Raw genomic sequence first — 26124 nt, 5'->3', positions numbered from 1 at the left:
ACCGCTCTCTCATGACCGCCCGCCCTATCGCCCCCTCGCTGTCGCTGCGCCGTTACGGCGTGGACGAAGCCTCGGACGTGCACGACTTCCATCAGGTCGTGCTCGGCGTCGCGGGCGAAATGGTGATGTCGGTGGACGGCGTGGCCGAGCGGGTCGATGGCCGTCACGCCTGGCTGATTCCGGCCGGCGCACGGCACGATTACGCGGGCCTCGGCCCGAATCGCCAGTTGGTGCTCGATCTGCCGGTGGCCTCGCTGGCGGTGCCCGAGCGGTTGTTCGCGCGCGGCCGGCCGATCGCGGTGGCGCCGGCGCTCGACGCGCTGGTGCACGAACTGGCCGCGCTCGATACGCTGGGCACCTCGCGCACGGCGCAATGGCAGGCTGCCGCACGGCTTTGCGACGCGCTGGTCGGTGCGCCCGGCGATACGGCAGGCGGCAGCCCCGCCGGCCTCGATTTCGCTCGCATCGACCGCTGGTTGCGCGCGCGCCTCGCCGAACCGCTGCGCGTGGCCGACCTGGCCGCGCATTGCGGCTTCGGCCTGCGGCGCTTCCATCAGGTGTTCGTCGAAGCGTTCGGCGAAACACCGCATCGCTACCTGCTGAAGCTGCGGCTCGATACGGCCGTGCTGCTGCTCGCCGATCCACGGCGCGCGCTGGCCGACATCGCGGCCGACGTCGGCTTCGCCGATCAGAGCGCGCTCACGCACGCGTTCACGCGCCGCTTCGGCATCGCGCCGGGGCAATGGCGGGCCGGGCGGCATTGAAGCCCTGGGGCCTCCCCCCTCACCCCAACCGAATCGCCTCGTCATACACCCGCGCCACGCGCCGCGCGATCACCGCGTTGTCGAAATGCTCGCGCGCATAGCGGCGGCATTCATCCGAATCGGGCAGCTTGCGCTGGCCCGACAGCGCCTCCGACACGCCCTCGGCGATCGCCTCCACGCCCGTGCCGCGCAGCACCAGCTCCTGCGACAGCCCCGACACGGCTTCCGGCAAGCCACCCACCGGCGTGACCAGCACCGGCGTGCCCGAGGCCAGCGATTCCACCGTGATCAACCCGAAGCCTTCCAGCGCGACGGTCGGCACCACGCTGAGCGTGGCCGCGCGATACAGCGCGGCCAGATGCGCGTCGGGCACGAAGCCGAGCAGCTTCACGTGATCCTCCAGGCCGGCATCGTCGATACGCTGCTGCAGTTCCTCCGCGAGCCGCCCCTTGCCGGCGATCAGCAGCAGCACGTCGGGATGACGGCGGCGCACCACGTCCACGGCGGCGATCAGATCCTCCAGCCCCATGCGCCGCACCAGCCGCCGCACCGCCAGGATGATCGGCCGGCCCTGCGGCAGTTGCAGCTTCTGGCGCGCCTCGGCCTGCGTGATCGGCAGGTCGAACTGCGCGGTGTCCACGCAGCCCGGCACGATCCGCACCTTGTCCTGGGCAATGCCGTAGCGCGAAGTCAGGATCTCGGCGAACGCGCTGGACAGCACGATCAGCCGCGACGAGCGCGCGTACACCGTCTGTTCGAGATAGCGCTTGGCGCGCTGGCCGAGCGAATCGGCGCCCTCCACCTGGCTCTCGTCGGCCCACGGCCCCTGGAAATGCGAGACCTGCGGAATGCCGCGCATGACGTCGAGCCCCGGGAACGTATAGAGCGCGAAGTGCGACGACACCACGTCGGGCCGCTCGCGGCTCACCACCTCGCGCAGCGCGCGGCGCGCGGCCATCATGCGGCGCGGCAGCGATTGCGAGGCCGGGCCGAAGCCGCGGATCGCGCCGTCGGTATCGGCCGCGACGCGGCCCGAGCCGGCCACCACGCCGCGCACCGCGACGCCCGCGCCCGGCAGCGCGCCCACCAGCGAGTAGTACATGCGGTCGAGGCCGCCGGCGCGTTCGGGGAACCAGTGCATGCCGATCTGCAGCGACTTGATGCCGGTCGATTGGGGAAGTGTGCTCATTACAAAGGCTCCTGCGTGGGGACGGGTCCCGGTCCGGGCCGGGGAGCGGGCCGCGGGCTGGCCGCCGGCACGGCGGCCGTGGCCGGCCCGCCGAGCGCGGACGGTTGGGACAGGGAATTCAGTTGGCGGTACAGCGCCAGGTATTGCGCGCCCATCTGCGACCAGCCGAAGTCGTTCATCAGCGTGCGCGCGGCGGCACCCATCTCGCGGCAGCGCTCGCGCGAGCGCGCCAGTTCGCCGATCGCGCCGGCCAGCGCGGCCGGATCGTCGGGGTCGTCGAGCACGATGCCGCAGTCGGCATGGATGATCTCGGCACCGCCCGCCGTGCGCGCCGTGACCACCGGCAGGCCGGCCGCCATCGCCTCCAGCAGCGACAGGCTCATCGCCTCGTAGCGCGACGGAAACACATAGGCATCCACCGACGACATCAACTGCGGCATGGTCTTCACCAGGCCGAGGAAATGCACGCGCGAGGCAATGCCGAGCGCGCGCGCCTCGTCGGGATACGGGCTGCCCGGCAGGAAGCCCGCCACCGCCAGATGCACATGCTCGGGCAACTGCGTGAGCGCCTTCAACACGGTGCCGAGGTTCTTGCGCGGCGTGCGCAGGTCGCCCACGAACAGCAGCATGAACGCGCCCTCGGGCAGCCCGTAGGCCACCCGGTCGGGCCGCGCGCCGCTGAACGCCTGCGCATCCACGCCGTTGTAGATCACGCCGATGCGCGACCCGTCGATGCCGATCCGGCGGATCTCGTCGGCCACCTTGCCCGACACCGCGACGATCGCGCGCGAGCGCCGGTAGGCCCAGCGTTCCAGCACGGTATTGGCGCGCGTGTAGATGTACTGATAGGCCGACCACAGCCCCTTGGTCAGCGAGAACGGGTAATAGCGGCTCGCGAACCAGCCGCCGTGCACGAAGTGCGCGGTGTTGACGTCGGCGCGCACCCACGAAATGAAGCCGTTCACGTGCAGCACGTCGAATTCGTTGCGATGGCGGTTGATCCACAGCGCGCTCTTGAGCGCGAACACCTGCTGGCGCAGCAGGTTGCTCGGCCAGAACCGCGCCGGCTGCACCGGAATCCAGCGCACCCGCGGATGGTCGAGCAATTCCTGCGCGACGTGCGATGCGATCAGCGTCACCTCGCATTGCTCGGCAAGCGCCGCCCGGGCAATTTCGTAGTTGACGCGCCCTTGTCCGTCGTTGTGACGAACCGTATGCGTGACGATGGCTATTCTCACAGTCCTGCTCCCCGTATGCGTTTGGCGGCCGCGCGCTGGATTTTTTGCCAATGTGACGCGGCCAGGATCGAAAACAAACTCATGAACAGCAACAAGCCTCCCGTGCCGATCAGGGAATTCGTGAACACCAGCATCGCGAAGATCGAGATCGCGAGGCTCACGCAGGCCGCTACATATTTATCGTCGCGCATCCGGAACGACACGCGCAGCGCACGTGCGAGCAGCCACAACGTGCCGGCCAGATAGAGCAGCGAGCCGGGCCAGCCGAGCACGAACGGCACGTTCATCACGCCGCTGTCGAAGCTGCCGTACTTGCCGAGTTCGCCGCTGTCGCTCGACAGCTTGGTGGACGCACCGGTGGCGCCCATGCCCTCGCCCGACACGTCGGTGAACGCGGTCTGCGCGAAGCTGGCGTAGAACTTGTTGCGGTCGTCGTAGCTGCGGTCGTCCTTCAGATTCGTGATCGACTGGAGCCGCTGGCCGAGGCGGTCGGCCACCGGCCCCACCGTCAACAGCGGCACCGACAGCCCGGCCAGCACCATCGCGCCCACCAGCATGCGCACCCGCACGCGGTTCGACGATTTGGCGAGCTGCACGATCAGCGCGATCACCCAGCCGCCCCAGGTGGAACGCACCAGGCACAACATGAACGCGATGAAGCCGGCCGCACCGGCCAGCCAGCGCACCCGCTGGGTGGCGGCCAGCATGAACACCAGCGCGCCCATCATCGCGAACGCGAACGGCCCCGACGAATTCATCGTGCTGAACACGCGCACGCCGTACGGCACCGGCTCGCCCTGCGAGGCCATCTGCGAGCCGACCATCCACAGCACGTCCCAGGCCGGCATGATGAAGAACTGCACCATCCCGTAACCGCCCATCACCAGCATCCCCCAGACGAAGGTGGAGACGATGGTGTCGCGGTATTCGGGGTAATCGCGCGCGTTCACGGCGATGTGGAAACCGATCAGGATCGGGTAGACCCAGTTGGCCAGATCGTAGGTGGCGGCCAGCAGCCCCGACGACACCAGCCCGACGAAATACGCATAGGCCAGGCCGAGCAGCATCATCAGCATCGGCAGGCCGCGCCGCTGCGCGAGCACGCGGTAATGGCGGATCAGGCCGAGCCCGCAGATCATCGTCACGGCCAGCGGCGCGATTTGAATCAGGCTGGTGGGCGTGTACGCCCCGCGCGACCAGTCGGCGAGCCGCCGCACCTCGGGCGCGAGGAACCACAGCCACCAGACGAAGCCCACGTAGCGCGCCGGGCTGCGGAAATACAGCCACAGCCCGGTGGCGATCGACAGCGCCGGAAACGCGAGCGTCAGGATCGAGCCCTGGTGCGCGAGGATCAGCAAACCGGTCAATGTCCACAGGCCGGCCTGCGCGGCCCAGTGCTTCGGCTCGGCCCCGAACCGGCGCTTGCGGCGCTTGGCCGGCCGGCGCATGCCGATCGGCGGCGGCTGCGGCGGGGCCGGCGGCCCGACGGGCGGTTGGGACGGAAAGGCGGGCGTACTCATGATCCGGCGCGCCTCAGTTCGACGTGGTGCGCGAATCGGCGAGCGGCAGCGCCGCCGCGCCGTCGGCCGTCGCGGCGCGCCCGCGTTGCAGCAGCTCGCGCGTGATGCGCACATGCTGCGCAGCGAACGCCTCGGTGCTCAGGTCGCGCTCGACGAGCCGGGCGGAGGCCGCCTGCGCCTGCGCCAGCGCACGGGCCGGCTGCGCCAGCATGCGATCGGCCGCGCCGCGCATCGCGCCGGCATCGAACGCCGGCACGTAGGCCGCGCAATCGGTCGGGAAATAGTCGCGCAGGCCGCCCACGTCGCTGACGATCATCGGCTTGCCGACCGCCGCCGCCTCCAGCATCACGGTAATGCCCGACGCATGATGGTTCGGCCGCAGCGGCACCACGATCACGTCGGCCCAGTCGTAGAACGCGCGCTGCTGGGCCATGCCCGACACCGAGGCGATCTCGACGTTGTCGCGATGCAGCGCCGGGGGAATCCGGCGCCGCGTGGCGAGCTTGACCTGGTAGCGCGGCAGGCCGCCGAACGCCTCGATCAGCGTGGTCCAGTCGCGGTCGCGATCGTTGCCGATCGCGGCGATCCGCAGCGGCCGGTTCGGCGTCCAGCTTTCGGGCCGGCGCACCGGGAAATCCTGCAGGTTGAGGCCGTAATAGACCTGCACGGCGTCGCGTTGCAGGTAGTCACGGCACAGCACGGCGTTGTCGCGCGCGAGCGTGGTCAGCACGTCGGCGCGCGCGAGCAGCTTGCGGTAGACCCAGCGGCGCAGCGCGCCGAACTGCGGCCAGCGGTCGAGCAGCCACACGCTCTGCGCGAGCAGGCGCGGATGCGTGCCGCGCTCGCCGGCCAGCTTGAGAATCAGCGCGGCGGCCAGGTGCTCCTGCTCGGTGTGCGTCCAGATCACGTCGGCGGCCAGCAGCGCCTCGCGGTTGCGCCAGGCGTGGATCGCGTCGAAGCCGAGCGCGGCCTTCAGCGCGCGGCGCGCGAGGCTGACCGGGCGTGATTCGCGACCGTCGCGCGAATAGCTCATCGCGAACTCGTCGGAGGCCGCGTGGTGATAGCCATACAGGCAGCCGATGTTGTCGCCGGCGCGGTAGGTACGCGGGTCGGCGCCATGAAACAGATGAACGTGGACCTGGGTGGCGGTCATGCAAAGCTCCGGGTTCGTGATTCGGGATGCGTGCGCGAGGCGAGTGGTTCGGTTGGTTCGGGCGGCTTGGGCACCGTGCCTCAGGCCGCCGCCAGCGGGCCGCCGGACGGCGCGGCGCGGCGGGCCGCCTGCGCGCCCTCGCGCACCGCGCGCCAGCGTTCGCGCACACGCTCGCCGCGCGACGAGCCGATCGACAGCAGCACGTGCGCGAAACCCGGATACACGCGCGTGCCGACCAGCGCATACCACCACCAGGCGATCTCGCGCTTGGGCGCCGGCAGGTGATCGCGCAACGTCAGGTGCAGGTTGTAGGCGGCGTTGACGATCGCGCTGCGCGAGGCGGCGTCGCGCCGGTCCTCGTCGAAGCGCTCGGCCGGGTAGTGATCCACCGCCACGGCCGGGTCGTACACCAGCTTCCAGCCGCGCCGCTTGACGGCCATGCTGAACGCCATGTCGTTGTGGGTCTGCGCGCCGGCGCCGCGCAGGCGCGTGTCGAAGCGCAGCCCGGCGATCGCGGCGCGCCGGTAGATCATGTTGGCGCCCTTGAGCATGTCCACCTCGCGCGCGTCGCCCGCGCCGAGATGGTGGTTGCCGATCAGCTTGCCCGACAGCGTCACGCGGCCCACCACGGGCTGCTCGCCGTCCACCACCCGGCCCTTCTCGTGCACCCAGTCGCGGCCGCCGAGCGCGCCGAGCTTCGCGTCGCCCGCGAACGCGGCGTCGATCCGTTCGAGCCAGTCGGGATGCGGCGCGGCGTCGTCGTCGGTGATCGCGACCACGTCGCCCGATGCCGTGTCGAGCCCCAGGTTCAGCGCGGCCACCTGCCCGCCCACCTCCACCGGCGCGATCACCAGCGGCAGCGCGCCGCGCACGCGCGGGTCGGCCAGGCATTCGTGGGTCGCGTCGTCCTCGGGGCGCGCCACCACGATCACCTGATCGGGGGCGCGGCGCTGACGCTGCAACGCGTTCAGGCAGCGGGCGAGATCGGCGGGACGCCGGTAGGTCGGAACCAGTACGGAAAGTTTCATCGGTGCTTCACCTCGTCTTGGGCCGGGGCGCTCGCGCGCCTCAGGCATTCAGATATTCGTGGACCGACGCGTAGCCGCGCCCGTAGCCCCGCGCGCGCGCCGGCACGCCGTTGAAGATGCCGCCCTGCAGATGCACGCCGGCCGTGCGCAGGCGCTTGATCGAATCGCTGATCTCGCCCTCGGTATGCATGCCCGAGCGCAGCACCAGGAAGGTCGCGCCGGCCAGCACGCCGAACAGCGTGGCGTCGGTCACGGCCAGGATCGGCGGCGAATCGACGATCACGGCGTCGTAGCGCTTGCCGAGGCCGTCCAGATACAGCGCGAGGCGCGGCGACATCAGCAGCTCCGACGGGTTCGGCGGGCGCTGGCCGGTCGGGATGAACGACAGCCCCGGCACCTGCGTCTCGCGGATCGCATCCTCCAGCGCCACCTGCCCGCTCAACAGCTCCGACAGCCCGTTGCGGCGCGACACGCCGAAGTAGCGGTCGAGCGCGCCGCGACGCATGTCGGCGTCGATCAGCAGCACGCGCTTGCCCGAATGGGCCAGCAGCGCGGCCAGGTTGACAGTCAGGAAGCTCTTGCCGATGCCGGGCGTCGGGCCGGTCAGCACCATCACGCGGTTCTTCGCGTCCATCAGCGCGAACTGCATGGCGGTACGCAGGCTGCGCAGGCTCTCGACGCTGAGATCCTTGGGCCGCGCGACGGCCAGGATCGGCCGCATGTCGCTGCCGCTCTTCTGCGCGGCGGCGTCGAGCTTCTCGAGTTCGACGCTCCGCGGCACGAGGCCGTACATCGGCAGGTTGAACATGCGCTCGACGCGCTCCGGATCCTCGATGCCCTTGAACAGGCTGCGGCGCAGGAACACCACGCCGGTGCCGACGATCAGGCCCAGGATCACGGCCGCCGACAGGATCAGCGCCTTCTTCGGCTTGACCGGCACGCCGGGGCGCAGCGCGGCGTCGACCAGGCGGATGTTGCCGCCCGTGCCGGCGCGCTGCACCGACAGCTCCTGCACGCGGTTCAGCAGCAGCACGTAAATGTCCTCGGCCACCTTGGCGTTGCGTTGCAGCGCCACGGCCTTGACCTCGGTGGCCGGCAGGCTGCGGAACTTGTCGGCGTACTTGTCGCGTTCCTTTTCAAGCTGCGAGAGCTGCTGGTTGGCCGCGATCACCATCGGGTGCTCGGGCGTGAAGCGCTGGCTCAGGGAGGCGATCTGCAGGCGCTGCGCGGCGATCTGCTGCTCGTACTGCACGCTGCCTTCCAGGTAGACCTTCGCCTCGTCGCTCGCGTTGATCGAGCCCGACGTGCTCTGGTATTCGGTCAGCGCGGCCTCGGCGCGTTCCAGGTCCGATTTCAGGCGCGGCTCCTCGCTCTTGAGGAAGTCGAGCATCTTGTTGGCTTCGGCCTGCTTGCTGACCACGTGCTGGTTCAGGTACGACTGCGCGAGCGCGTTGGCGATCATCGCCGTCTGGTCCGGGTCCTTGCCTTCGAGCGAGATCTGGATCACGCCCGTCTGCTTGCCCTGCTCGGCGACCTGGATGCCCGCCTGGAACGCCGTGATCGCGTCCAGGTCGTTCTGGCGCACCACCGTGAATTGCGTGCCCGGACGCGCCACCAGCTTCGACACCGTCAGCGCTACGCCGTTGCCCTCGGCGCGCTCGCCCACGCGGCCGCGCAGCAGCAGGCCGCCGTTCGGATCGGTCAGCGAATACGCGCCGCCCTCGCCGGCCGTCAGCGTCAGTTGCTTGCCTTCGAGCGACTGGGTCACGTCGATCGAATCGACCGCGGCCGCCTCGCCGCCCCAGGCGTACGACTTCATGCCGAACCACGGCGCGGCGAGCTTGCCCGGCGTGGCCACGCGCGCGGCGATCGCGCCGAAAAACGGCAGCGTCTTCGGCGAGACCGAGAAGTTCAGCTTGCACTGCTCCACCACCGGGCCGACCACGCCGCGGCTCTTGATGATCTCGATCTCGGCGTCGGTGGCGGGCGAACTCGGGCCGCTGTTGATCACCGCGCCGGTCTGCGTCTGCGTGAGCGCCTGCGTGGTGTTGTCGGAGGCCTCGACACGCACGTGCGCATCGGCCGAATACACCGGCTTCGCGAGGTAGCAATAGACGCCCGCGAGCGCTATCACCACCGCGGCGATACCGAGCAGCAGCCAGATGTCGTCGAGCACGACCTGGATCAACTGGCCGAGGACGACGTCTTCCTCGTCCGGCTTCGCGGCCAGATCCGCGTAGGGATGTTTGACTTGCGTATTCACGGTGGCTATCCGCCTCAGGTTCGGTGGGCCGGCGTCGGGCGACGCCGGCCACGCCAGATCAGTGCGTGATCTGCTTCATGTAGTAGACCGACTGGATGGTCGGGAAAATCTGCTGCAGCAGGCGGTTGAACTGCACCGAACCGGCCGTGCCCACGTAGACGACATCGAGCGGCTTCAACTGGAACCGGCTCGACAGCATCAGCGCCTCGGGCTGGGTCATGTCCAGGCGGTAGATGTCGGGGGCGGTCGGGTTGTTCATCATGTCGCGCAGCACGTAGATCTGACGCGGGTTGGCGTCGGTATCGAGCAGCCCGCCGCCGGCCGTCAGCGCATCGGCGATGGTCAGCCGGCCCTTGAGCATCGGCACCGTGACCGGCTGCTTGACCTCGCCCATGATGAACACGCGGCTGTCGGTGCGATCCGGCACGTTGACCACGTCGCCCGGCTGCAGCATCACGTCCTGCGAGGTGTTGCCCTTGTCGAGCATCGCGTTCGCATCGAGCACGTAGTACTGGCCGTGGCGGGTCAGGCGCACGCGCTGCAGGTCGGCCTCGCTGGTGGTGCCGCCCGAGCGCGTGATCGCGTCGACCAGGCGCAGCGGCACGTCGGTGATCGCCAGCGGGCCGGGCGTCTTGACCTCGCCCGTCACCTGCACCTTCTGGCTGCGGTACGACAGCACGCGCAGGTCCACCTGCGGGTTCTTGACGTAGCGCGACAGCTTGGCGGCCAGCTCCTCGCGCACCGATTGCGCGGTGCGGCCGGCCACCAGCAGGCGGCCCACGAACGGGAAGTAGATCGTGCCGTCCGGGCCGACCGTCTGGCCGTAAGGGTCGGCCTGGCCCGGCAGCGCGTTGGTGTAGGGCTGCTGCAGCGCGCCGGCGATGGTTTGCGTGGTGTTGCCGCCGGCCGAGAACGACTGCCCTTGCGGCGTGGTCAGTTCCGGGTGATCCCAGACGGTCACGCCGAGGATGTCCTGCGACTCGATCTTGTACACGTACTGGGTCGGGTCCGGGAACAGGTCGGGCGGCAACGGCCGCTGCACCTGCGAGGCGGCCAGCGCCTGCTCGGCCACCAGTTGCGGCGTGATCATGTGGACGTCGTAGTGCGTGTCGGGCATCGCGCCCTTCTCGTCGAGCCGCGACGTGTTCAGGTAGTTGCCGGGCGCGGTCGAGCAGGCCGACAGCAGCGCGGCGATCAGCAGCGGCGCGCAACGCGCCGCGAGGGAGCGCGGAAACAGGCGTGTCAGCATAGTTTGTGCAGCCATCCTTGAACCAGACGTTCGATCAATTCGCAGCTTTCGCGGTAGGCCGCTTCGCTGTGCCCGTGCGGATCGGCGATCTCCGCGTCTTCCCACTTGCCGAGCAGGAACACCTTGCCGCGCGCGCACGGGTCGACCGCCTCGATCGCGTCGATCTGGCGGCGCTCGGTGGTCAGCACCAGGTCGGCGTCGCGCACGATGGCCTGGCTCAGGCGGCGCGAGCGGTGCGTCGAGGCATCCAGGCCGCGCTCGGCGAGCAGCGCCTGCATCACGGGATCGATGTTGTCGCCGTCGTTCGCGTGGATGCCGGCCGAATGGAAGGCGCAGCTTTCCAGCGCCTCCTGGCCATGCGAGCGAAACAGCATCTCGGCGGTCGGGCTGCGGCACACGTTGGCGTGGCAGACGATCAGCACATTGCGGAACATCGCGTTTTCCTCCTCTGCGTCGGTTGCGCGGCGGCGGCGCTCAGGCGCGCGCCTTGTCGGTGGACTTGCCCACGCGCGCGGCCGGCTTGGCGGCAGCGGCCGGCCGGGCCTGCACCGCGTGCGCGCGGCCGATCGCGTGGTATTCGATGCCAAGCTCGCGCATCGCGAGCGGCTCGTAGAGATTGCGGCCGTCGAAGATCACGGCCGACTTCCAGCGCGCGGCCAGCGCCGCGAAATCGGGGCTCTTGAACGCCTTCCATTCGGTGACGATCACCAGCGCGTCGGCGTCCTGCGCCACCTCGCCGGCCTCGTCGACGAACGTCAGCCGTTCGAGATCGTGCTGGCGCCCGGCCAGGTCGAGCGCCAGCACGCGCTGCGCTTCCCGGGTGGCGACCGGGTCGTAGGCGCGCACACTGGCGCCGCGCGCCAGCAGGTCGGCGATCAGCGCGCGGCTCGGCGCCTCGCGCATGTCGTCGGTGTTCGGCTTGAACGCCAGGCCCCAGACGCCGAACGTGCGGCCCGTCAGGTCCTCGCCGAAGCGCGTCGTGATCTTGCGCGCCAGCACCTGCTTCTGCGCGGCGTTGACGTCCGACACGGCGCGCAGGATCTGCAGCGACTGGCCGCTCGCGTCGGCGGTGCGGATCAGCGCCTCGACGTCCTTCGGGAAGCACGAGCCGCCGTAGCCCGCGCCGGCGTACAGGAAGTGATAGCCGATGCGCGGATCGGAGCCGATGCCGCGGCGCACCGCCTCGATGTCGGCGCCCACGCGGTCGGCGAAGTTCGCCAGTTCGTTCATAAACGAGATGCGCGTGGCCAGCATCGCGTTGGCCGCGTACTTGGTGAATTCGGCCGAGCGCACGTCCATGTAGAGCGTGCGGTCGTGATTGCGGTTGAACGGCGCGTACAGCTTCTTCATCAGCTCGCGGGCCTTCTCGCCCGGCACGTCGTCGTCGCAGCCGATCACGATGCGGTCGGGGCGCGCGAAATCGTCCACGGCAGCGCCTTCCTTGAGGAACTCCGGGTTCGACACCACCGAGAACATGGTGTCCACGCCGCGCGCGGCCAGCTCGGCGGCCACCGCCTCGCGCACGCGCTCGGCCGTGCCGACCGGCACCGTCGATTTGTCGACGATCACCTTGAAGCCGGTCATGAACTTGCCGATGTTGCGCGCGGCGGCCAGCACGTATTGCAGGTCGGCCGAGCCGTCCTCGTCGGGCGGCGTGCCCACCGCGATGAACTGCACGTCGCCGTGCGCGACCGCCGACGCCACGTCGGTCGAGAAGCGCAGGCGGCCCGCGGCGCGGTTGCGCGCGATGATTTCCTTGAGGCCCGGCTCGTGGATCGGCACGCCGCCGTCGTTCAGGACGGCGATCTTCGCGGCGTCCACGTCGAGGCAGAACACGTCGTGGCCGATGTCGGCGAGGCACGCGCCCGTGACGAGTCCCACATAACCGCTGCCGATGATAGTCAGGTTCATTTTTTCAGCCCTTGCGACCGGTGAAGGTCGTTCGCGTTGATCGGAAAAGTGCGGCGGCGCCGGGTGCGGCGCGCCACGGTAAGCGTCAAGCTCAGTACGCGTTGCTGCCGGTGAAGCCCTTCCAGAGCGTCAGCACGACGATCTTGATGTCGAGCCAGAACGACCAGTTCTGCATGTAGTACAGGTCGAGCTTCACGCGGCCGGACATCTTCTCGACGCGGTCGGTTTCGCCGCGAAAGCCGTTGATCTGCGCCCAGCCGGTGATGCCCGGCTTGATGCGGTAGCGGAACATGTAGCCGCGCACCAGATCCTTGTAGATGTCGTCGTGTTCGAGCGCGTGCGGACGCGGCCCGACCACCGACATCTCGCCCTTCAGCACGTTGATGAACTGCGGCAGCTCGTCGAGGCTGGTGCGGCGCAGGAAGCGGCCCACCGGGGTGATCCGCGCGTCGCCCTTGCGCGCCTGCGTGACCTGCCCCTTCACCTCGTTGTGCATCTTCATCGAGCGGAACTTGTAGATGCGGAACTCGTTGCCGTCGATGCCCTTGCGCGTCTGGCGGAAGAACACCGGGCCGGGCGAGGTCAGCTTCACCATCGCCGCGATCATCAGCATGATCGGCGCCAGCATGGTCAGCGCCGCCAGCGCGAACATCCGGTCGAACACGAACTTCGGCAGAATGCGCACGTCGGTGATCGGCGAGGCCGCCAGGTTGATGGCCGGCACGCCGAGCAGCTCCACCACCTCCTGGTTGAAATACGACAGGCTGCGCACGTCCGGAATCAGCCGGATGTTGACGAAGTCGTGCTGGAACTCGGTCACGATGCGGTGGATCTGCTGCTCCTCGGTGATCGGCAGCGCCAGCCACAGCTCGCGCAGCGCGCGGCCGCGCACCAGCCGCACCAGCTCGGAGAAACGCCGCTCGACCGGCACGCCCTCGCATTCGCGCGTCTCCACCTGGCCGGTCACGTCGAACACGCACGACGGCGTGAAGCCCGCCTCGGGCCGCGCCCGCATCTGCGCGATCAGCCGGCGCGTCACGCCGGTGTCGCCCACGATGCCGACCGCCTTGTGGTTGTAGCCCTCGCGGCGCAGGCTGCGCAGCACCCAGTGCACGCTGGCCTTCGACGCCACCAGCAGCGCGGCGGTGATCACGCCCCAGTAGCCGAGCCACAGCCGCGACAGCTCGCCCGAATGGTGGAAGCTGAAGCTCATCAGGATGCCGGCGCCCTCCACCACGCACCAGGCGCTGGCCACGCGCCACAACAGCGCGCGCACCGGCTTGCCGCGCCAGGATTGGTAGATCCCGAACGCGGGGAAAAACGCGACGATCAGCATGCCGTTGAACAGCACCATCGAACGCTGCAGATCGTCGAGCGCGACGAAGCCGCCGCGATGCAGCGCGGCCGCGATCAGCGCACCCAGCAACGCCATCGCGATATCGATCACTCTCGCCAACACGCTCAACATGGTCGCTCCTTCAGCCTGGACAAATGATCGGGTCGCAGCGCGATACGACACCGTGTCGCTGGCTGCAGGCGCTATTGAAGCGGCAAGAAAATTGTTGCTGCAAGCGCGCAAGTATTTCTAAAAATATTCGGAAAGTTTTGCATTTTTCTGTCGATTTTTTCTGAGCAAATTTTTCCGAATTTAAAGATCATTTGCAGGCACCTGAAATCAGTAAAACGTCGTGACTTGTTTAAAATCAATGACATATCGTTCATTTCATCCTATTCTTTACACTTTTTACGCAGACGAATTTTGATGACGTCACTGACATAATTTTTTATATTTTTACGCCGGGCGGCGATCGTGCGGCGCAGCAAAACGCTTTTATCGATTAATTATGTCGTGCTAAAAATATTCGGACCGATCCACCGTCTCGAGGAGTGCCCAATGAACCCTCCGTCCGTCGTCGGCGCCACGCCGAACGTCGTCTCCCCCGCCACGCCCGCTCCCGCAGCCAGCCGCGATGCCGCCACGCCGGCCGCCACCCGCGTGGCCGTGCAGCCGGTCGTGCTGGCGGGTGGTTCCGGCACGCGCCTCTGGCCGATGTCTCGCGAACAGTTCCCCAAGCAGTTGATCGGCTTGCTCGGCAGCGAATCGCTGCTGCAATCGACCACGCGCCGCCTCGAAGGCTATGAAGGCGATCTTCCGGTCTCCGAACGAATCATGGTGGTGTGCGGCGACGATCACCGCTTCACCACGGCCGAGCAGCTGCGGCTGGTGGGCAAGGACGCGTCGATCGTGCTCGAACCGTTCGGCCGCGATACCGCCCCGGCACTGACGATCGCCGCGCTGCGCACGATCGCCGAAGGGGGCGACGCGGTGCTGACGGTCATGCCGGCCGATCACGCGGTGGCCGACCTCACGCGCTTCCAGGCCGCCATCGACGCCGCGATCCGCCACGCCGCCCAGGGCCGCATCGCCACCATGGGGATCCTGCCGACCCATGCCGAAACCGGCTACGGCTACATCCGCGTCGGTCAGACAGTCGACGACGGCGGCAAGCTGGCGGTGCGCAAGCTCGAACGCTTCGTCGAGAAGCCGCACCTCGAACTGGCGCAGCAATATGTCTCGTCGGGCGATTACCTCTGGAACAGCGGCATTTTCGTGGTGCGCGCATCGGTGTGGCTGAAGGCGATCAAGCACTTCCAGCCGCTGATCCATGCGGCCTGCGAACGCGCGGTGGCCAACGGCACCGACGACGGCACGTTCTTCCGCCTGCACCGCGAGAGCTTCGGCGAATCGCCGTCGAATTCGATCGATTACTCGGTCATGGAGCCGCTCGTCAACGCGCCGGAGCTGTGCGAAAGCGTGGTGGTGCCGCTCGATGCGGGCTGGTCGGATGTGGGCTCGTGGGATGCGATCTGGCAGATCTCGGAGAAGGACGACGGCGGCAACGTCGCGCGCGGGCGCGTGATGTTCGAGGGCGCGTCGAACACGTTCGCGCATTCGGAAGGCCGGCTGATCGCCTGCGTCGGCACGCGCGACATGATCGTGGTGGAAACGCCCGACGCGGTGCTGGTGGCCGACAAGGCGAACGTGCAGGACGTCAAGAAGATCGTCAAGCAACTGAAGGCCGAAGCCGGCGCCGAAGCCACCAACCATCGCAAGGTGCATCGCCCGTGGGGCCATTACGATTCGGTCGACATGGGCGAGCGCTTCCAGGTCAAGCGGATCGTCGTGAAGCCGGGCGCGCAGCTTTCGCTGCAGATGCACCACCATCGCGCCGAGCACTGGATCGTGGTGAGCGGCACGGCGCGCATCACGCGCGGCGACGAAACCTTCCTGCTGTCGGAAAACGAATCGACCTATATCCCGCTCGGCACCACGCACCGGCTCGACAACCCGGGCAAGATGCCGCTCGAACTGATCGAGGTGCAATCGGGTTCGTATCTGGGCGAGGACGATATCGTCCGCTTCGACGATACCTACGGCCGAGGCTGATGCGCGGCGGCTCGATGCCGCGTTGAATCGAACACGAAGGTCCGCCTCGCGGCGGCCTGTTGCGTACCGGCAAGGTGCGTGGCAGGCCGCCGCGTTTTTGTTTGGGTGTGCGTAGTGTTGGCGGTGGCGCTTCGGCGGTGGCGCTTCGGCGTTGGCGCTTCGGCGGTAGCGCTTCGGCGTTGGCGCTTCGGCGTTGGCGCTTCGGCGTTGGCGCTTCGGCGGTGGCGCTTCGGCGGTAGCGCTTCGGCGTTGGCGCTTCGGCGTTGGCGCTTCAGCACTTCGTCATCCTGACGGATAACGAAGCGCCGGCTGCATGAAAAACGCCGACGGCCCGAAGGCGCCGGCGTGTGGCCCATCATGCTCCGCAACAGAGCCGCCTGAGAAAGCGCGGCAGCCCGGTGCGATTTATCCGATCTGGTAAGCGAATTCGCGGTGCGGCAGGTCCAGCGAACGCGCCGCAGCCTCACCCAATTCGTCTTCGGTGGGATTCAGGCGTTCGCTGCCGAAGTGACGAATGTTGTTGCGGTCGTTCGGCACGAGCGTCGACAGCGTGGCGAGCGCGGCCGACACCGGGTGCACGGTGCGCAGCTTCGGCAGCGACACCGGCTCGTGATTCGCGAGCGGCACCGAGGCCGGTGCGGCCACCGTCGCGGTCGGCAGTTCGGCATCCGCCTCGAGCACGCGGTGCTGGTCGACCCAGTCGCGCGCCCAGGCGATCGCGAAACGCTCGGCCGCCTCGGGATCGGAGAAGCGCGGGCCGATCAGGCCCGAGCGTTCGACGCGGCGGCCGTCCTGCGCGATCTCGGCCCAGGCGCGATACATCATGTTCTGCACCGGCTGCGCGGTGCCGTACAGCGTGAAGCCACAGTACGGCTCCGATTGCGGCGCGACGGTCGCGAAACGCACCGACACGGGCCGCGGATGGTCACCCTCCGCATTCGCTTCGGATTCCGCAGGATTGGCGGCACGCGCGGCCGGCTCGGCGTGCAGCGCCACGGCGGCGGCCTGCACGGGCGGCAGCAGTTGCGCGAGTTGCCGCGCTGCGGGTTGCGGCTGCACGGCCAGCGGCGTGGGCGGCTCGATCGACGCGGCCACCGGTGCTTCGCGCACCGTCTGGCGCATGCCGGCTTCGTCTTCCTCGTCGCACCAGGTGTCGGCCTCGGCCACCGGCAGGCGCCACGATTCGGGGTTCTGCCAGAACACGCCGCGCAGCCGATCGTTATTGACGACCGGCTCGTCGCTCGCGGCAGGCACCACGAGTTCGGGCGGCGGTGGCGGCACGTAGGCGAACGTGCGGCGGCTCATGTCGGTCAGCATCGCGACCATCTCGCCGAGCGTGCCGCTTGCCAGCCATTCCTCGAAACGGCGGCGGCAGGTGGGGCCGGACGGATAGCGGCCCGGCAGCTTGGACCAGGGTTCGCCGGTGGTCAGAATCCACAGGATCGCGTTCGCCACCACGCGCGTTTCCGCGCGCGGGCGCCCGCGACGATTCAGCCGGATCGGCTCGTCCGCGATCAGCGTCGATACGCGTGTCCATTCTTCATCGTTCAGCTCATCGAAGAACATAGATATCTCCACACGCAGCCGGGCCGGGGCTGCGATCGGGGCGACATGACCGTGTGGCATGCACGATCATGGCCGGGTTGCACATTGGACGATTACCGGGTGTGCCGTACCGATGCATTGCGCACTGAAGCGGTGCTGCAATTCACGGCATCGATGCACGAAACCCCTTTCGCTATGGGATGCGGAATTTAATGTGCATGAAGCATACCACCATCAGGGTTTGCCTCAATATGACAATCTCGTATTGTTACCCGCTGAAACAAGGAATGGATTCAGCCACAAAATGGTAATCCATGCCGCCTCTAAACACGCCGCCCCATCGCGCTAAAACCCTTTGCCAGCATGGATTTCGTGGATTGTCATATTTGCTTACGATTTGTTTCAGGTCGCGATAACGAATTAGAAAAGGAATGATTTTCCGACTGTGATCTGAAATCGGTAAATTAGCCGGAAATTGATCGACAAATGTCGCAATTCAATTGCAAACCGTGCAATCAATTGATGGAGTGGTTCGCCGTTTCGATCGCAATAACCCCGCTCGCCGGAATACCGCGCATCAAACGGCGATGCCCGCTGGCCGCGGGCGGCAACCCTGACCGGGAACACGAACTGCTCGCGAAGGCCGCAGCCCCCTGATACGCGACGATTGCATCGTCGGCAAACTTCGGGATGCGAACGGATGCGCGGGCATCCGTTCGCGTAGGGCCCTGCTGGCGCTTAGAACTTCCAGAGCAGGTTGCCGAGCACCGCGTTGTCGCGCACGCCGCTGCCGTATTGGCCGCTGTACGTCAGGCCCAGCTTCAGGCGCTGCGTCAGGTTCGCATCGATGCCCAGCTCCACCACCGCCGCGTCGCGCGCGATCGGCACGCCGGCCACCTGGAACGCGCCACCGCCGCTGACGAACGAGAACGTCGAATTCGGCGTGGTCGAGCCGAACGCGTGACGCCAGCCCGCCATCGCGCGCGCCGTGAAGCCGCCGTTCGACATCACGCTGAACTTGGTCGCCGCGCGCAGGCCCGCCGTCGAGAAGCCGATGTTGTTCGACGCGCTGTTGCCGCGCAGCGCCGAGGCCCCACCCGTCTCGCTCAAGGCGTCGGTATGCAGATTCACGTAAGCGAGGTTCAGGAACGGCTCGAGCGCGATCGGGCCGGCCGGCAGCGCGTAGCCGACTTCGCCGAACACCTGCGCCGTCTGCGCGTCGAGGCTGCTTTGCGCGTGATCCGAGAAGCCCGCGAACGACGGATAGCGATCGCCGTCGATGCGGTGCCACGTGTAGGCCGCACCGCCGCGCACGCCGAGCGCGCCGAACTGGCCGCCGCCGTACAGCGACACCGAGTAGCTGTCGGCGCTGGCCGACGATTGCGTGTCGTTGTCGAAGCTGCTGTGCGTGACGCTGCCGGCCAGACCCGCGCGCCAGTGGTCGCCGAGGCCCATGTCGGCGCCGGCGATGAAGCCCGTCATGCTGCGCGAGAGGGAGGACGCGTTGCCGTCGCCATCGAGCCGGCTGCGGCCGCCGAACGCCTGCCCCCACACCACCGGTTGATACGGCGCGGCCTGGCAGCGCTGCTGCGCGGCCGCGGCGCCGGCCGGGCCGGACAGCACCGAATTCGCGTCGCCGCACACCGATGCGCCGCCCGAGGCGAGCGCCGCCAGCGGCCCGCTGGCGGCGCCGAGGCCCTGGCGCACGCGATCCGTTACCGCATCGCGCACGTAACGGCTGTCGGTCAGCAGCACGCTCTTGATGCTCGCGTACAGCTCGCCGTCGAGCGCGTTGAACGCCGCGCGCGCGTTGTTCGCGTCGCTCGACAGCACCACGCTGTAGATCGGATTGCCGACACCGAGCGTGCCGATCGCGTTGGCGACCTGACGCTGGTTGCCGGTTTGCGCGATATCGGCAAACGAGGTGCCGTTGGTCACCAGGCTCAACACGACACGGTTGGCGTCGTAGCCGAGCAGCGGCTTCAGGAACGCGAGGTTGCTGTTGACGCCGCTGAACGTGCCGTTCACGCCGCCGCCCGCGTTGACGATGGTGTAGCGCGTGAGCGGCGCATACGTGCCCGTGTTCGCCAGCACCTGCACCGTGCCGCCGTCGAGCTGCGCGCTGCCGGTGGCCGCGACCGAACCGCTTTGCTGCGGCGTGGCGGCGACCTGCAGCGTCGAGCCGGGCTGGAACGTCACGTTGCCCGCCACGTTCAGCGCCGAGCCGGGCTGGTTCGCGGCCGCCGTCGCGCCGCTGTTGACCACCAGCCCGCCGAGGGTGCCCGAGCCGGTGACGGTCGCGCCGTTGTTGACGGTCACGGTCGATTGCGCCAGCGAGCCGGCCACGTTCAGCGTGCCGGCCGCCACCGTGGTGGGGCCGCTCAACGTGCTCGTGCCGGTCAGCGTCAACTGGCCGTTGCCGGCCTGCGTCAGCGAGCCGGTGCCGCTGATCGCGCCGTCGTACGTGATGTTGTCGCCACGCGCGAACAGCAGGCGGCCGAAGTTGACGACATTGCCTTGGATCGAACCGGCGCTGCCACCGTCGCCGATCTGCAGCGTGCCGCCACCGATCGTGGTGCCGCCCGTGTAGGTGTTCTCGCCGGTCAGCGTGAGCGTGCCCGCGCCATTCTTGGTCAACGAGCCCGCGCCCGTCAGCAAACCGCCGTAGGTGCCGCTGCTGGCCGTGAGGCCGCCCGTGCCGGTGTCGATGGTGCTGCCGGCCGCGCCGTTCAGCGCGTCGAGCGTCAGCGCGGTGGTGCCGAGCAGCAGGCTGCCGCCGTTGACCGTGAGCGAGCCGACGCCGAGCGCCTGCGCGTTGCCGAGCGAGAGCGTGCCCGCGTTCAGCGTGGTGCCGCCGCTGAAGGTATTCGCGCCGGTGAGCGTGAGCGCCGCGTTGCCGTTCTTGACGAGGCCGCCGGTGCCCGACACCGTGCCGGCCAGCGTCAGATCCTGAGTGCCGGCGATGGTCGCCGTGCTGCCCAGGCTGACGGCGTTGTTTAGCGTGACCGCCGTGGACGCATCGAGCGTGGCCGGGGCCGTCACGTTCAACGCGCCGGTGCCGAGCGCGCCGTTCGATCCCACCACCAGCGTGCCGCCCGTCACGGTCGTGCCGCCGCTGTAGGTGCTGTCGGACGCCAGCGTCTGGGTGCCTGCACCGGCCTTGAAGAGGCCGCCCGTGCCGCCGATCGCACCGCCGAAGCTGGCGTTGCCCGCGCCGCCGAGCGTCAGCGTGTTGCCGCCCAGCGCCACCGACGAACCGGCCGCGCCGTTCAGGCCGCCGATGGTTTGCGGCGTGGTCGCGCCGCTCAGGTCGAACGTCGTGCCCGCGTTCGCGAGGTTGACATCGCCCGCGGGGGCCAGCGAACCGCCCGCGCCGATCGCCAGCGTGCCCGCGTTGACGGTTGCGCCGCCGGTGAAGGTGTTGGTGCCGGTCAGCGTCTGCGTGCCGGCGCCTTGCTTGACGAGGCCCCCGGTGCCGCCGATCGCGCCGCCGAACGTGGCGTTGCCCGCATCGCCGAGGTTCAGGGTGTTGGCGCCCAGCGACACGCTCGTGCCGGCCACGCCGTTCAGGCCGCCGATGGTTTGCGGCGTGGTCGCGCCGCTCAGGTCGAACGTCGTGCCCGCGTTCGCGAGGTTGAGGCCGCCGCTTGCGGCGAGCGACCCACCCGCGCCGATCGCCAGCGTGCCCGCGTTGACGGTGGTGCCGCCGGTGTAGGTGTTCGCGCCGGTCAGCGTTTCCGTGCCGGCGCCTTGCTTGACGAGGCCGCCCGTGCCGGCGATCGTGCCGCCAAAGGCTGCGTTGCCGGCGTCGCCGAAGCTCAGTGTGTTGGCGCCGAGCGCGACCGTCGTGCCGGTCGCGCCCGTCAGGCCAGCGATCGTCTGCGGTGTGGTCGCGCCGCTCAGATCGAACGCCGCGCCCGAGTTCGCGAGGTTGAGGCTGTTGCCCGCTGCGAGCGAACCGCCTGCGCCGATCGCCAGCGTGCCGGCATTGACGGTCGCGCCACCCGTGAAGGTGTTGGCACCCGTCAGCGTTTCGGTGCCGGTGCCTTGTTTCGTGATGCCGCCCGTGCCGGTGATCGAACCGCCGAACGTGGCGTTGCCGGCATCGCCGAGGCTCAAGTTGTTGCCGCCCAGCGCAACCGTGGAACCGGCCGCGCCGCTCAGGCCGCCGACGGCCTGCGGCGTAGTCGCGCCGCTCACGTCGAACGTCGTGCCCGCGTTCGCAAGGTCGAGGCCGCCGCCTGCCGCCAGCGAGCCGCCTGCGCCAATGGCCAGCGTGCCGGCGTTGACGGTCGTGCCGCCCGTGTAGGTGTTGGCACCCGTCAGCGTTTCCGTACCCGTACCGATCTTCGTGATGCCGCCCGTGCCCGAGATCGTGCCGCCGAACGTTTCGCTGCCCGCGTCGCCGAAGCTCAGGCCGTTGCTGCCCAGCGACACGCTCGTGCCGGCCGCGCCGCTCAGGCCACCGATCGTCTGTGCTGCGCTCGCACCGCTGATATCGAAGCCCGCGCCCGAATTCGCGAGATTGACGCGGCTGCCGGCCGCGAGCGAACCGCCCGTGCCGATCGCCAGCGTGCCGGCATTGACGGTCGCGCCGCCGGTGAAGGTGTTGGCACCCGTCAGCGTCTCGGTGCCGGTGCCTTGTTTCGTGATGCCGGCCGTGCCCGTGATCGCGCCGCCGAACGTTGCGTTGCCCGAATCGCCGAGGCTCAGGCCGTTGCTGCCCAACGACACCGTCGTGCCGGCCGCGCCGCTCAAACCACCGATCGTCTGCGGCGTGGTTGCGCCGCTCAGGTCGAGCGCCGCGCCCGCATTCGCGAGGTTGACGCCGCCCGTCGCGGCCAGCGAACCGCCTGCGCCAATCGCCAGCGTGCCCGCGTTGACGGTCGTGCCGCCCGTGTAGGTGTTGGCACCCGTCAGCGTTTCGATGCCCGCGCCAAGCTTGGTGACGCCGCCCGTGCCCGCGATCGTGCCGCCAAAGGTTTCGCTGCCCGCGTCGCCGAAACTCAGGTTGTTGGTGCCCAGGGTCACGTTCGTACCGGCCGCACCGCTGAGGCCACCGATCGCCTGCGGCGTGGTCGCACCGCTCAGGTCGAGCGCCGTGTCGGCATTCGCCAGGTTGACGCTGCCGCCGGCCGCGAGCGAACCGCCCGCGCCGATCGCCAGCGTGCCTGCGTTGATGGTGGTGCCCCCCGTGAAGGTGTTCGCGCCCGTCAGCGTTTCGGTGCCGGTGCCTTGTTTCGTGATGCCGCCCGTGCCGACGATCGCGCCGCCGAACGTTTCGTCGCCCGTATCGCCGAAGCCCAGGTTGTTCGCGCCGAGATTGACCGTGGAACCAGTCGCGCCGCTCAGGCCGCCGAGGCTTTGCGGCGTGGTTGCAGCGCTCAGGTCGAACGTCGTGCCGGTATTGGCGAGGTCGAGGTTGCTGCCGGCCGCAAGCGAACCGCCTGCGCCGATCGCCAGCGTGCCCGCGTTGACGGTCGCGCCACCGGTAAAGGTGTTCGCGCCCGTCAGCGTTTCCGTGCCGGCGCCTTGTTTCGTGATGCCACCCGTGCCGGTGATCGAACCGCCGAACGTGGCGTTGCCTGCATCGCCGAGGCTCAAGTTGTTGCCGCCCAGCGCAACCGTGGAGCCGGCCGCGCCGCTCAGGCCGCCGATCGTCTGCGGCGTGGTCGCGCCGCTCAGATCGAGCGCCGCCCCCGTATTCGCGAGGTTGACACCGCCCGTCGCGGCCAGCGAACCGCCCGCACCGATCGCCAGCGTGCCCGCGTTGATGGTCGTGCCGCCCGTGTAGGTGTTGGCACCCGTCAGCGTTTCCGTGCCCGTACCGATCTTCGTGATGCCGCCCGTGCCCGAGATCGTGCCGCCGAACGTTTCGCTGCCCGCGTCGCCGAAGCTCAGGCCGTTGCCGCCCAGCGACACGCTCGTGCCGGCCGCGCCGCTCAGGCCGCCGATCGTCTGCGACGTGCTCGCGCCGCTGATATCAAACCCCGTTCCCGCATTCGCGAGGTTGACACTGCTGCCGGCTGCGAGCGAACCACCCGCGCCGATCGCCAGTGTGCCCGCGTTGATGGTCGCGCCGCCGGTGAAGGTGTTGGCGCCCGTCAGCGTTTCCGTGCCGGTGCCTTGTTTCGTGATGCCGGCCGTGCCCGTGATTGCGCCGCCGAACGTGGCATTGCCCGCATCGCCGAAGCTCAGGCCGTTGCCGCCCAGCGCCACCGTCGTGCCGGCCGCGCCCGACAGGCTGCCGATCGTCTGCGCCGCCCCCGCAGCACTGATATCGAAACGCGCCCCCGTGACGCCGAGGTTGACCGTGCCTGTCGCCGCCAGCGACCCGCCCGCGCCGAGCGCCAGCGTGCCGGCGTTGATGGCGGTGCCGCCCGTGTAGGTGTTCGCGCCCGTCAGCGTTTCCGTGCCGCTGCCTTTCTTCGTGACGCCGCCCGTGCCGCCGATCGTGCCGGCGAAGGTGGCGTTGCCTGCACCGCCGAGGCTCAGGCTGTTGCCGCCCAGCGCCACGGCCGAACCGGCCGCGCCGCTCAGGCTGCCGATCGACTGCGGCGTGCTCGCGCCGCTCAGGTCGAGCGCCGTGCCGGCATTCGCCAGGTTGACGCTACCCGTGGCCGCGAGGGAGCCGCCCGCGCCGATCGCCAGCGTGCCCGCGTTGACCGTGGTGCCGCCCGTGTAGGTATTCGCGCCCGTCAGCGTTTCCGTGCCGGTGCCCTGCTTGACCAGGCCACCGGTGCCAATGACCGCGCTGCCGAGCGTCTGGTTGGTGGCGTTGCCGAATGTCAGCGCGTTCGCGCCGAGATTGACCGTGGTGCCGGCCACGCCCGACAGCGCACCGACCGTCTGGTTCGCACCCGCGCCGCTGATATCGAAGCTCGCGCCGGCCGAGCCGAGATTGACGCTGCCGCCGGCCGCGAGCGAACCGCCCGCGCCCAGTGCCAACGTGCCGCCGTTGATGGTGGTGCCACCCGTGTAGGTGTTCGCGCCCGTCAGCGTTTCCGTGCCGGCGCCCTGCTTGACGACCGCGCCCGTGCCGCCGATCGTGCCGCCGAACGCCTGATTGGTCGCGTCGCCGAACGTCAGCGCGTTCGCCCCGAGCGCGACGGTGGTGCCGGCCGCGCCCGACAGCGCACCGATCGTCTGGTTCGCGCCGGAGGCGCTGATGTCGAAGCCGGCGCCCGCGCCGCTCAGGTTGACCGCGCCTGTCGCCGCCAGCGAACCGCCCGCGCCGAGCGCCAGCGTGCCCGCGTTGATGGTGGTGCCGCCCGTGTAGGTGTTCGCGCCCGTCAACGTGACGGTGGCCGCACCGTCCTTGGCCACACCGCCCGCACCGGAGATCGCGCCGCCCAGGTTCATCGCGTTGCTGCCGCCCAGATCGAGCGTGGCACCGGCGTTTACCGCGATCTGGTTCGACAGCGAAACGGCCTGGCTGCTGTCGAGCGTCGCGTTGCCGCCCACCGTCACCGTGCCGGTGCCGAGCGCCGCGTTGTTGCCGACCACCACCTTGCCCGCATTCAGCTTGGTACCGCCCGTGTAGGTATTCACGCCGGTCAGCGTCAGCGTGCCGGAACCCGCCTGGGTCAACGCGCCGCCGCCCGAGATCGTGCCGCTCAAGCCGAGCCCCGACGCGCCGCTCACGGTCAGGCCGTTGCCGCTCAGGCCGATCGCGTTCGAGAGCGTCAAGCCCGGCGTGGCCGCCTGGATCGCGCCGCCGTTCGAGCTGATCGTGCCGGTGCCGAGCGAGGCCGCATTGTCGACCACGGCCGTCGCGCCGTTGCCGAGCGAGGCATCGGCCACGCTCGACGCGCCGCTCAAGGTCCAGGTGCCGCTCTGCACGTCGAGATGGTTGAAGTTGACGTAGCCGCTGTTGCTGATGCTGCCCGTGGCCGAGGTGCCCTGCTGCAGCGACAGCGTGTTGTTGCCGCCCGCGCCGCCATCCACCGTGCCGGTTGCCGCGAAGCCGATCGTGACCGCGCCGATCCCGAGATTGACCGCCAGGCCCGTGCCGCCCGCCGCGTTGACCGACGAATCGGTGGTGGCAATGAACTGGTTCGTGCTGTTCTGGCCCATCGACACGCTGCCGTTCACGGTGCCGGAATTCGTGAACGTATTGCCGCCCGCCGAACTGCCCAGCGCGACCCGGCCCGTGATCGTGCCCGAGTTGTTGACGTTGACCTGCCCGCCACCGTAGGCCGCGATCACGCCCGCATCCGGCCCGAGCAACGTGGCGCCGATGATGCCGCTGGTGGCCATCGTGCCGGTATTCGTGATGTTGGTGGTGCCGCCCGCACCGTTCTGCACCGCGAGCGCCATGCCGGTCAGGCCGATCGACAACCCGGTGGTGCCGTTCATGGAGCCGTTGTTGGTGACCGTCTGCGTGCTGGCCGACGTATTGCCCATCACCACGCCCGAGGACAGCACGCCGAGCCCGGTGCCGAGCAGCGTGGGATCGATCCGGCCGTTGTTGGTCAGCGTGTCGTTGCTGCCGGTCAGCGTCATCGCGTTGCCGCCCACACCCAGCAGCACGCCCACGCTGCCGCCCGGGTTCACCGTCACGTTCAGGTTGTTCGCACCGTTCGAAAAACTGGGGGCAAGCGGGTTGGCCGCGCCGCTGCACGTGACGTTGCTGCCCGCGGTCGTACAGGCCGCGTGAGCCGGAATGATCCCGGCCCCGACCAATGCGAGGAATACGCCCATCGCGGGCAGGATTTTCGGCACATCAGATTCATGCGGATCGCGAGCGCGGACCATTCTTTATTCCCCAATCATGTTTGAGCGGATACGGATTTTTTGGGTTTCTGATCGATCAT

The 26124-nt window shown here is 68.9% G+C and carries 15 protein-coding genes; 3 read left to right on the top strand and 12 right to left on the bottom strand.

Translation table 11 applies throughout. The annotated features are described in order from the left end of the window. Window positions 1–11 precede the first annotated feature (11 nt). Window positions 12–764, top strand: a complete 753-nt coding sequence (locus AB4851_RS09285) for a helix-turn-helix domain-containing protein (protein WP_414446942.1) — start codon at window positions 12–14, stop codon at window positions 762–764. A 19-nt stretch (window positions 765–783) separates the two neighbouring features. Here AB4851_RS09285 and AB4851_RS09280 read toward each other — a convergent pair whose 3' ends face one another. The 10 genes from AB4851_RS09280 to AB4851_RS09235 form a co-directional block, all read right to left on the bottom strand. Then, entirely contained in the window at window positions 784–1953 is a 1170-nt protein-coding gene (locus AB4851_RS09280) for a glycosyltransferase family 4 protein (protein ID WP_414446941.1), read from the bottom strand. Then, window positions 1953–3191, bottom strand: a complete 1239-nt coding sequence (locus AB4851_RS09275; protein ID WP_414446940.1) for a glycosyltransferase family 4 protein — start codon at window positions 3189–3191, stop codon at window positions 1953–1955. The genes AB4851_RS09280 and AB4851_RS09275 overlap by 1 nt, the downstream gene beginning before the upstream one ends. Further along, the gene (locus AB4851_RS09270; RefSeq protein WP_414442009.1) at window positions 3188–4639 is read right to left on the bottom strand and encodes an O-antigen ligase family protein; all 1452 of its coding nucleotides are present in this window, start codon (window positions 4637–4639) and stop codon (window positions 3188–3190) included. The genes AB4851_RS09275 and AB4851_RS09270 overlap by 4 nt, the downstream gene beginning before the upstream one ends. An 85-nt stretch (window positions 4640–4724) precedes the next feature. Further along, window positions 4725–5864, bottom strand: coding sequence for a glycosyltransferase (locus AB4851_RS09265; RefSeq protein WP_414446939.1), 1140 nt, complete (start codon window positions 5862–5864; stop codon window positions 4725–4727). Between the two features lie 80 nt (window positions 5865–5944). Beyond that, the gene (locus tag AB4851_RS09260) at window positions 5945–6892 is read right to left on the bottom strand and encodes a glycosyltransferase family 2 protein (protein ID WP_414439883.1); all 948 of its coding nucleotides are present in this window, start codon (window positions 6890–6892) and stop codon (window positions 5945–5947) included. 40 nt (window positions 6893–6932) lie between these two features. Then, window positions 6933–9155, bottom strand: a complete 2223-nt coding sequence (locus AB4851_RS09255; protein ID WP_414446938.1) for a polysaccharide biosynthesis tyrosine autokinase — start codon at window positions 9153–9155, stop codon at window positions 6933–6935. Between the two features lie 58 nt (window positions 9156–9213). Beyond that, complete coding sequence (locus AB4851_RS09250; protein ID WP_414442011.1) at window positions 9214–10392, bottom strand: polysaccharide biosynthesis/export family protein; 1179 nt, start codon at window positions 10390–10392, stop codon at window positions 9214–9216. Window positions 10393–10397: 5 nt separating this feature from the next. Next, the gene (locus tag AB4851_RS09245) at window positions 10398–10838 is read right to left on the bottom strand and encodes a low molecular weight protein-tyrosine-phosphatase (RefSeq protein WP_414446937.1); all 441 of its coding nucleotides are present in this window, start codon (window positions 10836–10838) and stop codon (window positions 10398–10400) included. A 40-nt stretch (window positions 10839–10878) separates the two neighbouring features. Further along, the gene (locus AB4851_RS09240) at window positions 10879–12315 is read right to left on the bottom strand and encodes a UDP-glucose dehydrogenase family protein (protein WP_414446936.1); all 1437 of its coding nucleotides are present in this window, start codon (window positions 12313–12315) and stop codon (window positions 10879–10881) included. Window positions 12316–12406: 91 nt separating this feature from the next. Beyond that, a complete protein-coding gene (locus AB4851_RS09235; protein ID WP_414446935.1) occupies window positions 12407–13783 on the bottom strand; it encodes an undecaprenyl-phosphate glucose phosphotransferase in 1377 nt (458 codons plus the stop codon). A gap of 426 nt (window positions 13784–14209) precedes the next feature. Between AB4851_RS09235 and AB4851_RS09230 the strand changes: the two genes are divergently transcribed. Further along, a complete protein-coding gene (locus tag AB4851_RS09230) occupies window positions 14210–15763 on the top strand; it encodes a mannose-1-phosphate guanylyltransferase/mannose-6-phosphate isomerase (RefSeq protein ID WP_414446934.1) in 1554 nt (517 codons plus the stop codon). A 405-nt stretch (window positions 15764–16168) separates the two neighbouring features. Here AB4851_RS09230 and AB4851_RS09225 read toward each other — a convergent pair whose 3' ends face one another. Next, entirely contained in the window at window positions 16169–17329 is a 1161-nt protein-coding gene (locus tag AB4851_RS09225; RefSeq protein WP_414446933.1) for a transposase, read from the bottom strand. A gap of 465 nt (window positions 17330–17794) precedes the next feature. Here AB4851_RS09225 and AB4851_RS09220 point away from each other — a divergent pair, with 465 nt between their 5' ends. After that, the gene (locus tag AB4851_RS09220) at window positions 17795–17965 is read left to right on the top strand and encodes a hypothetical protein (protein ID WP_414446932.1); all 171 of its coding nucleotides are present in this window, start codon (window positions 17795–17797) and stop codon (window positions 17963–17965) included. 81 nt (window positions 17966–18046) lie between these two features. On the opposite strand, the gene AB4851_RS09215 is transcribed toward AB4851_RS09220, so the two are convergent. Beyond that, window positions 18047–26065: an autotransporter-associated beta strand repeat-containing protein gene (locus AB4851_RS09215; protein WP_414446931.1), complete on the bottom strand. Its 8019-nt coding sequence runs from the start codon at window positions 26063–26065 to the stop codon at window positions 18047–18049. Window positions 26066–26124 lie beyond the last annotated feature (59 nt).

It is taken from the genome of Burkholderia sp. 22PA0099, from assembly GCF_047497165.1.
Taxonomy (GTDB): Bacteria; Pseudomonadota; Gammaproteobacteria; order Burkholderiales; family Burkholderiaceae; genus Burkholderia.
Note: the sequence above shows the minus strand (reverse complement) of the source record. Positions and strands in the feature narration are given on the sequence as shown.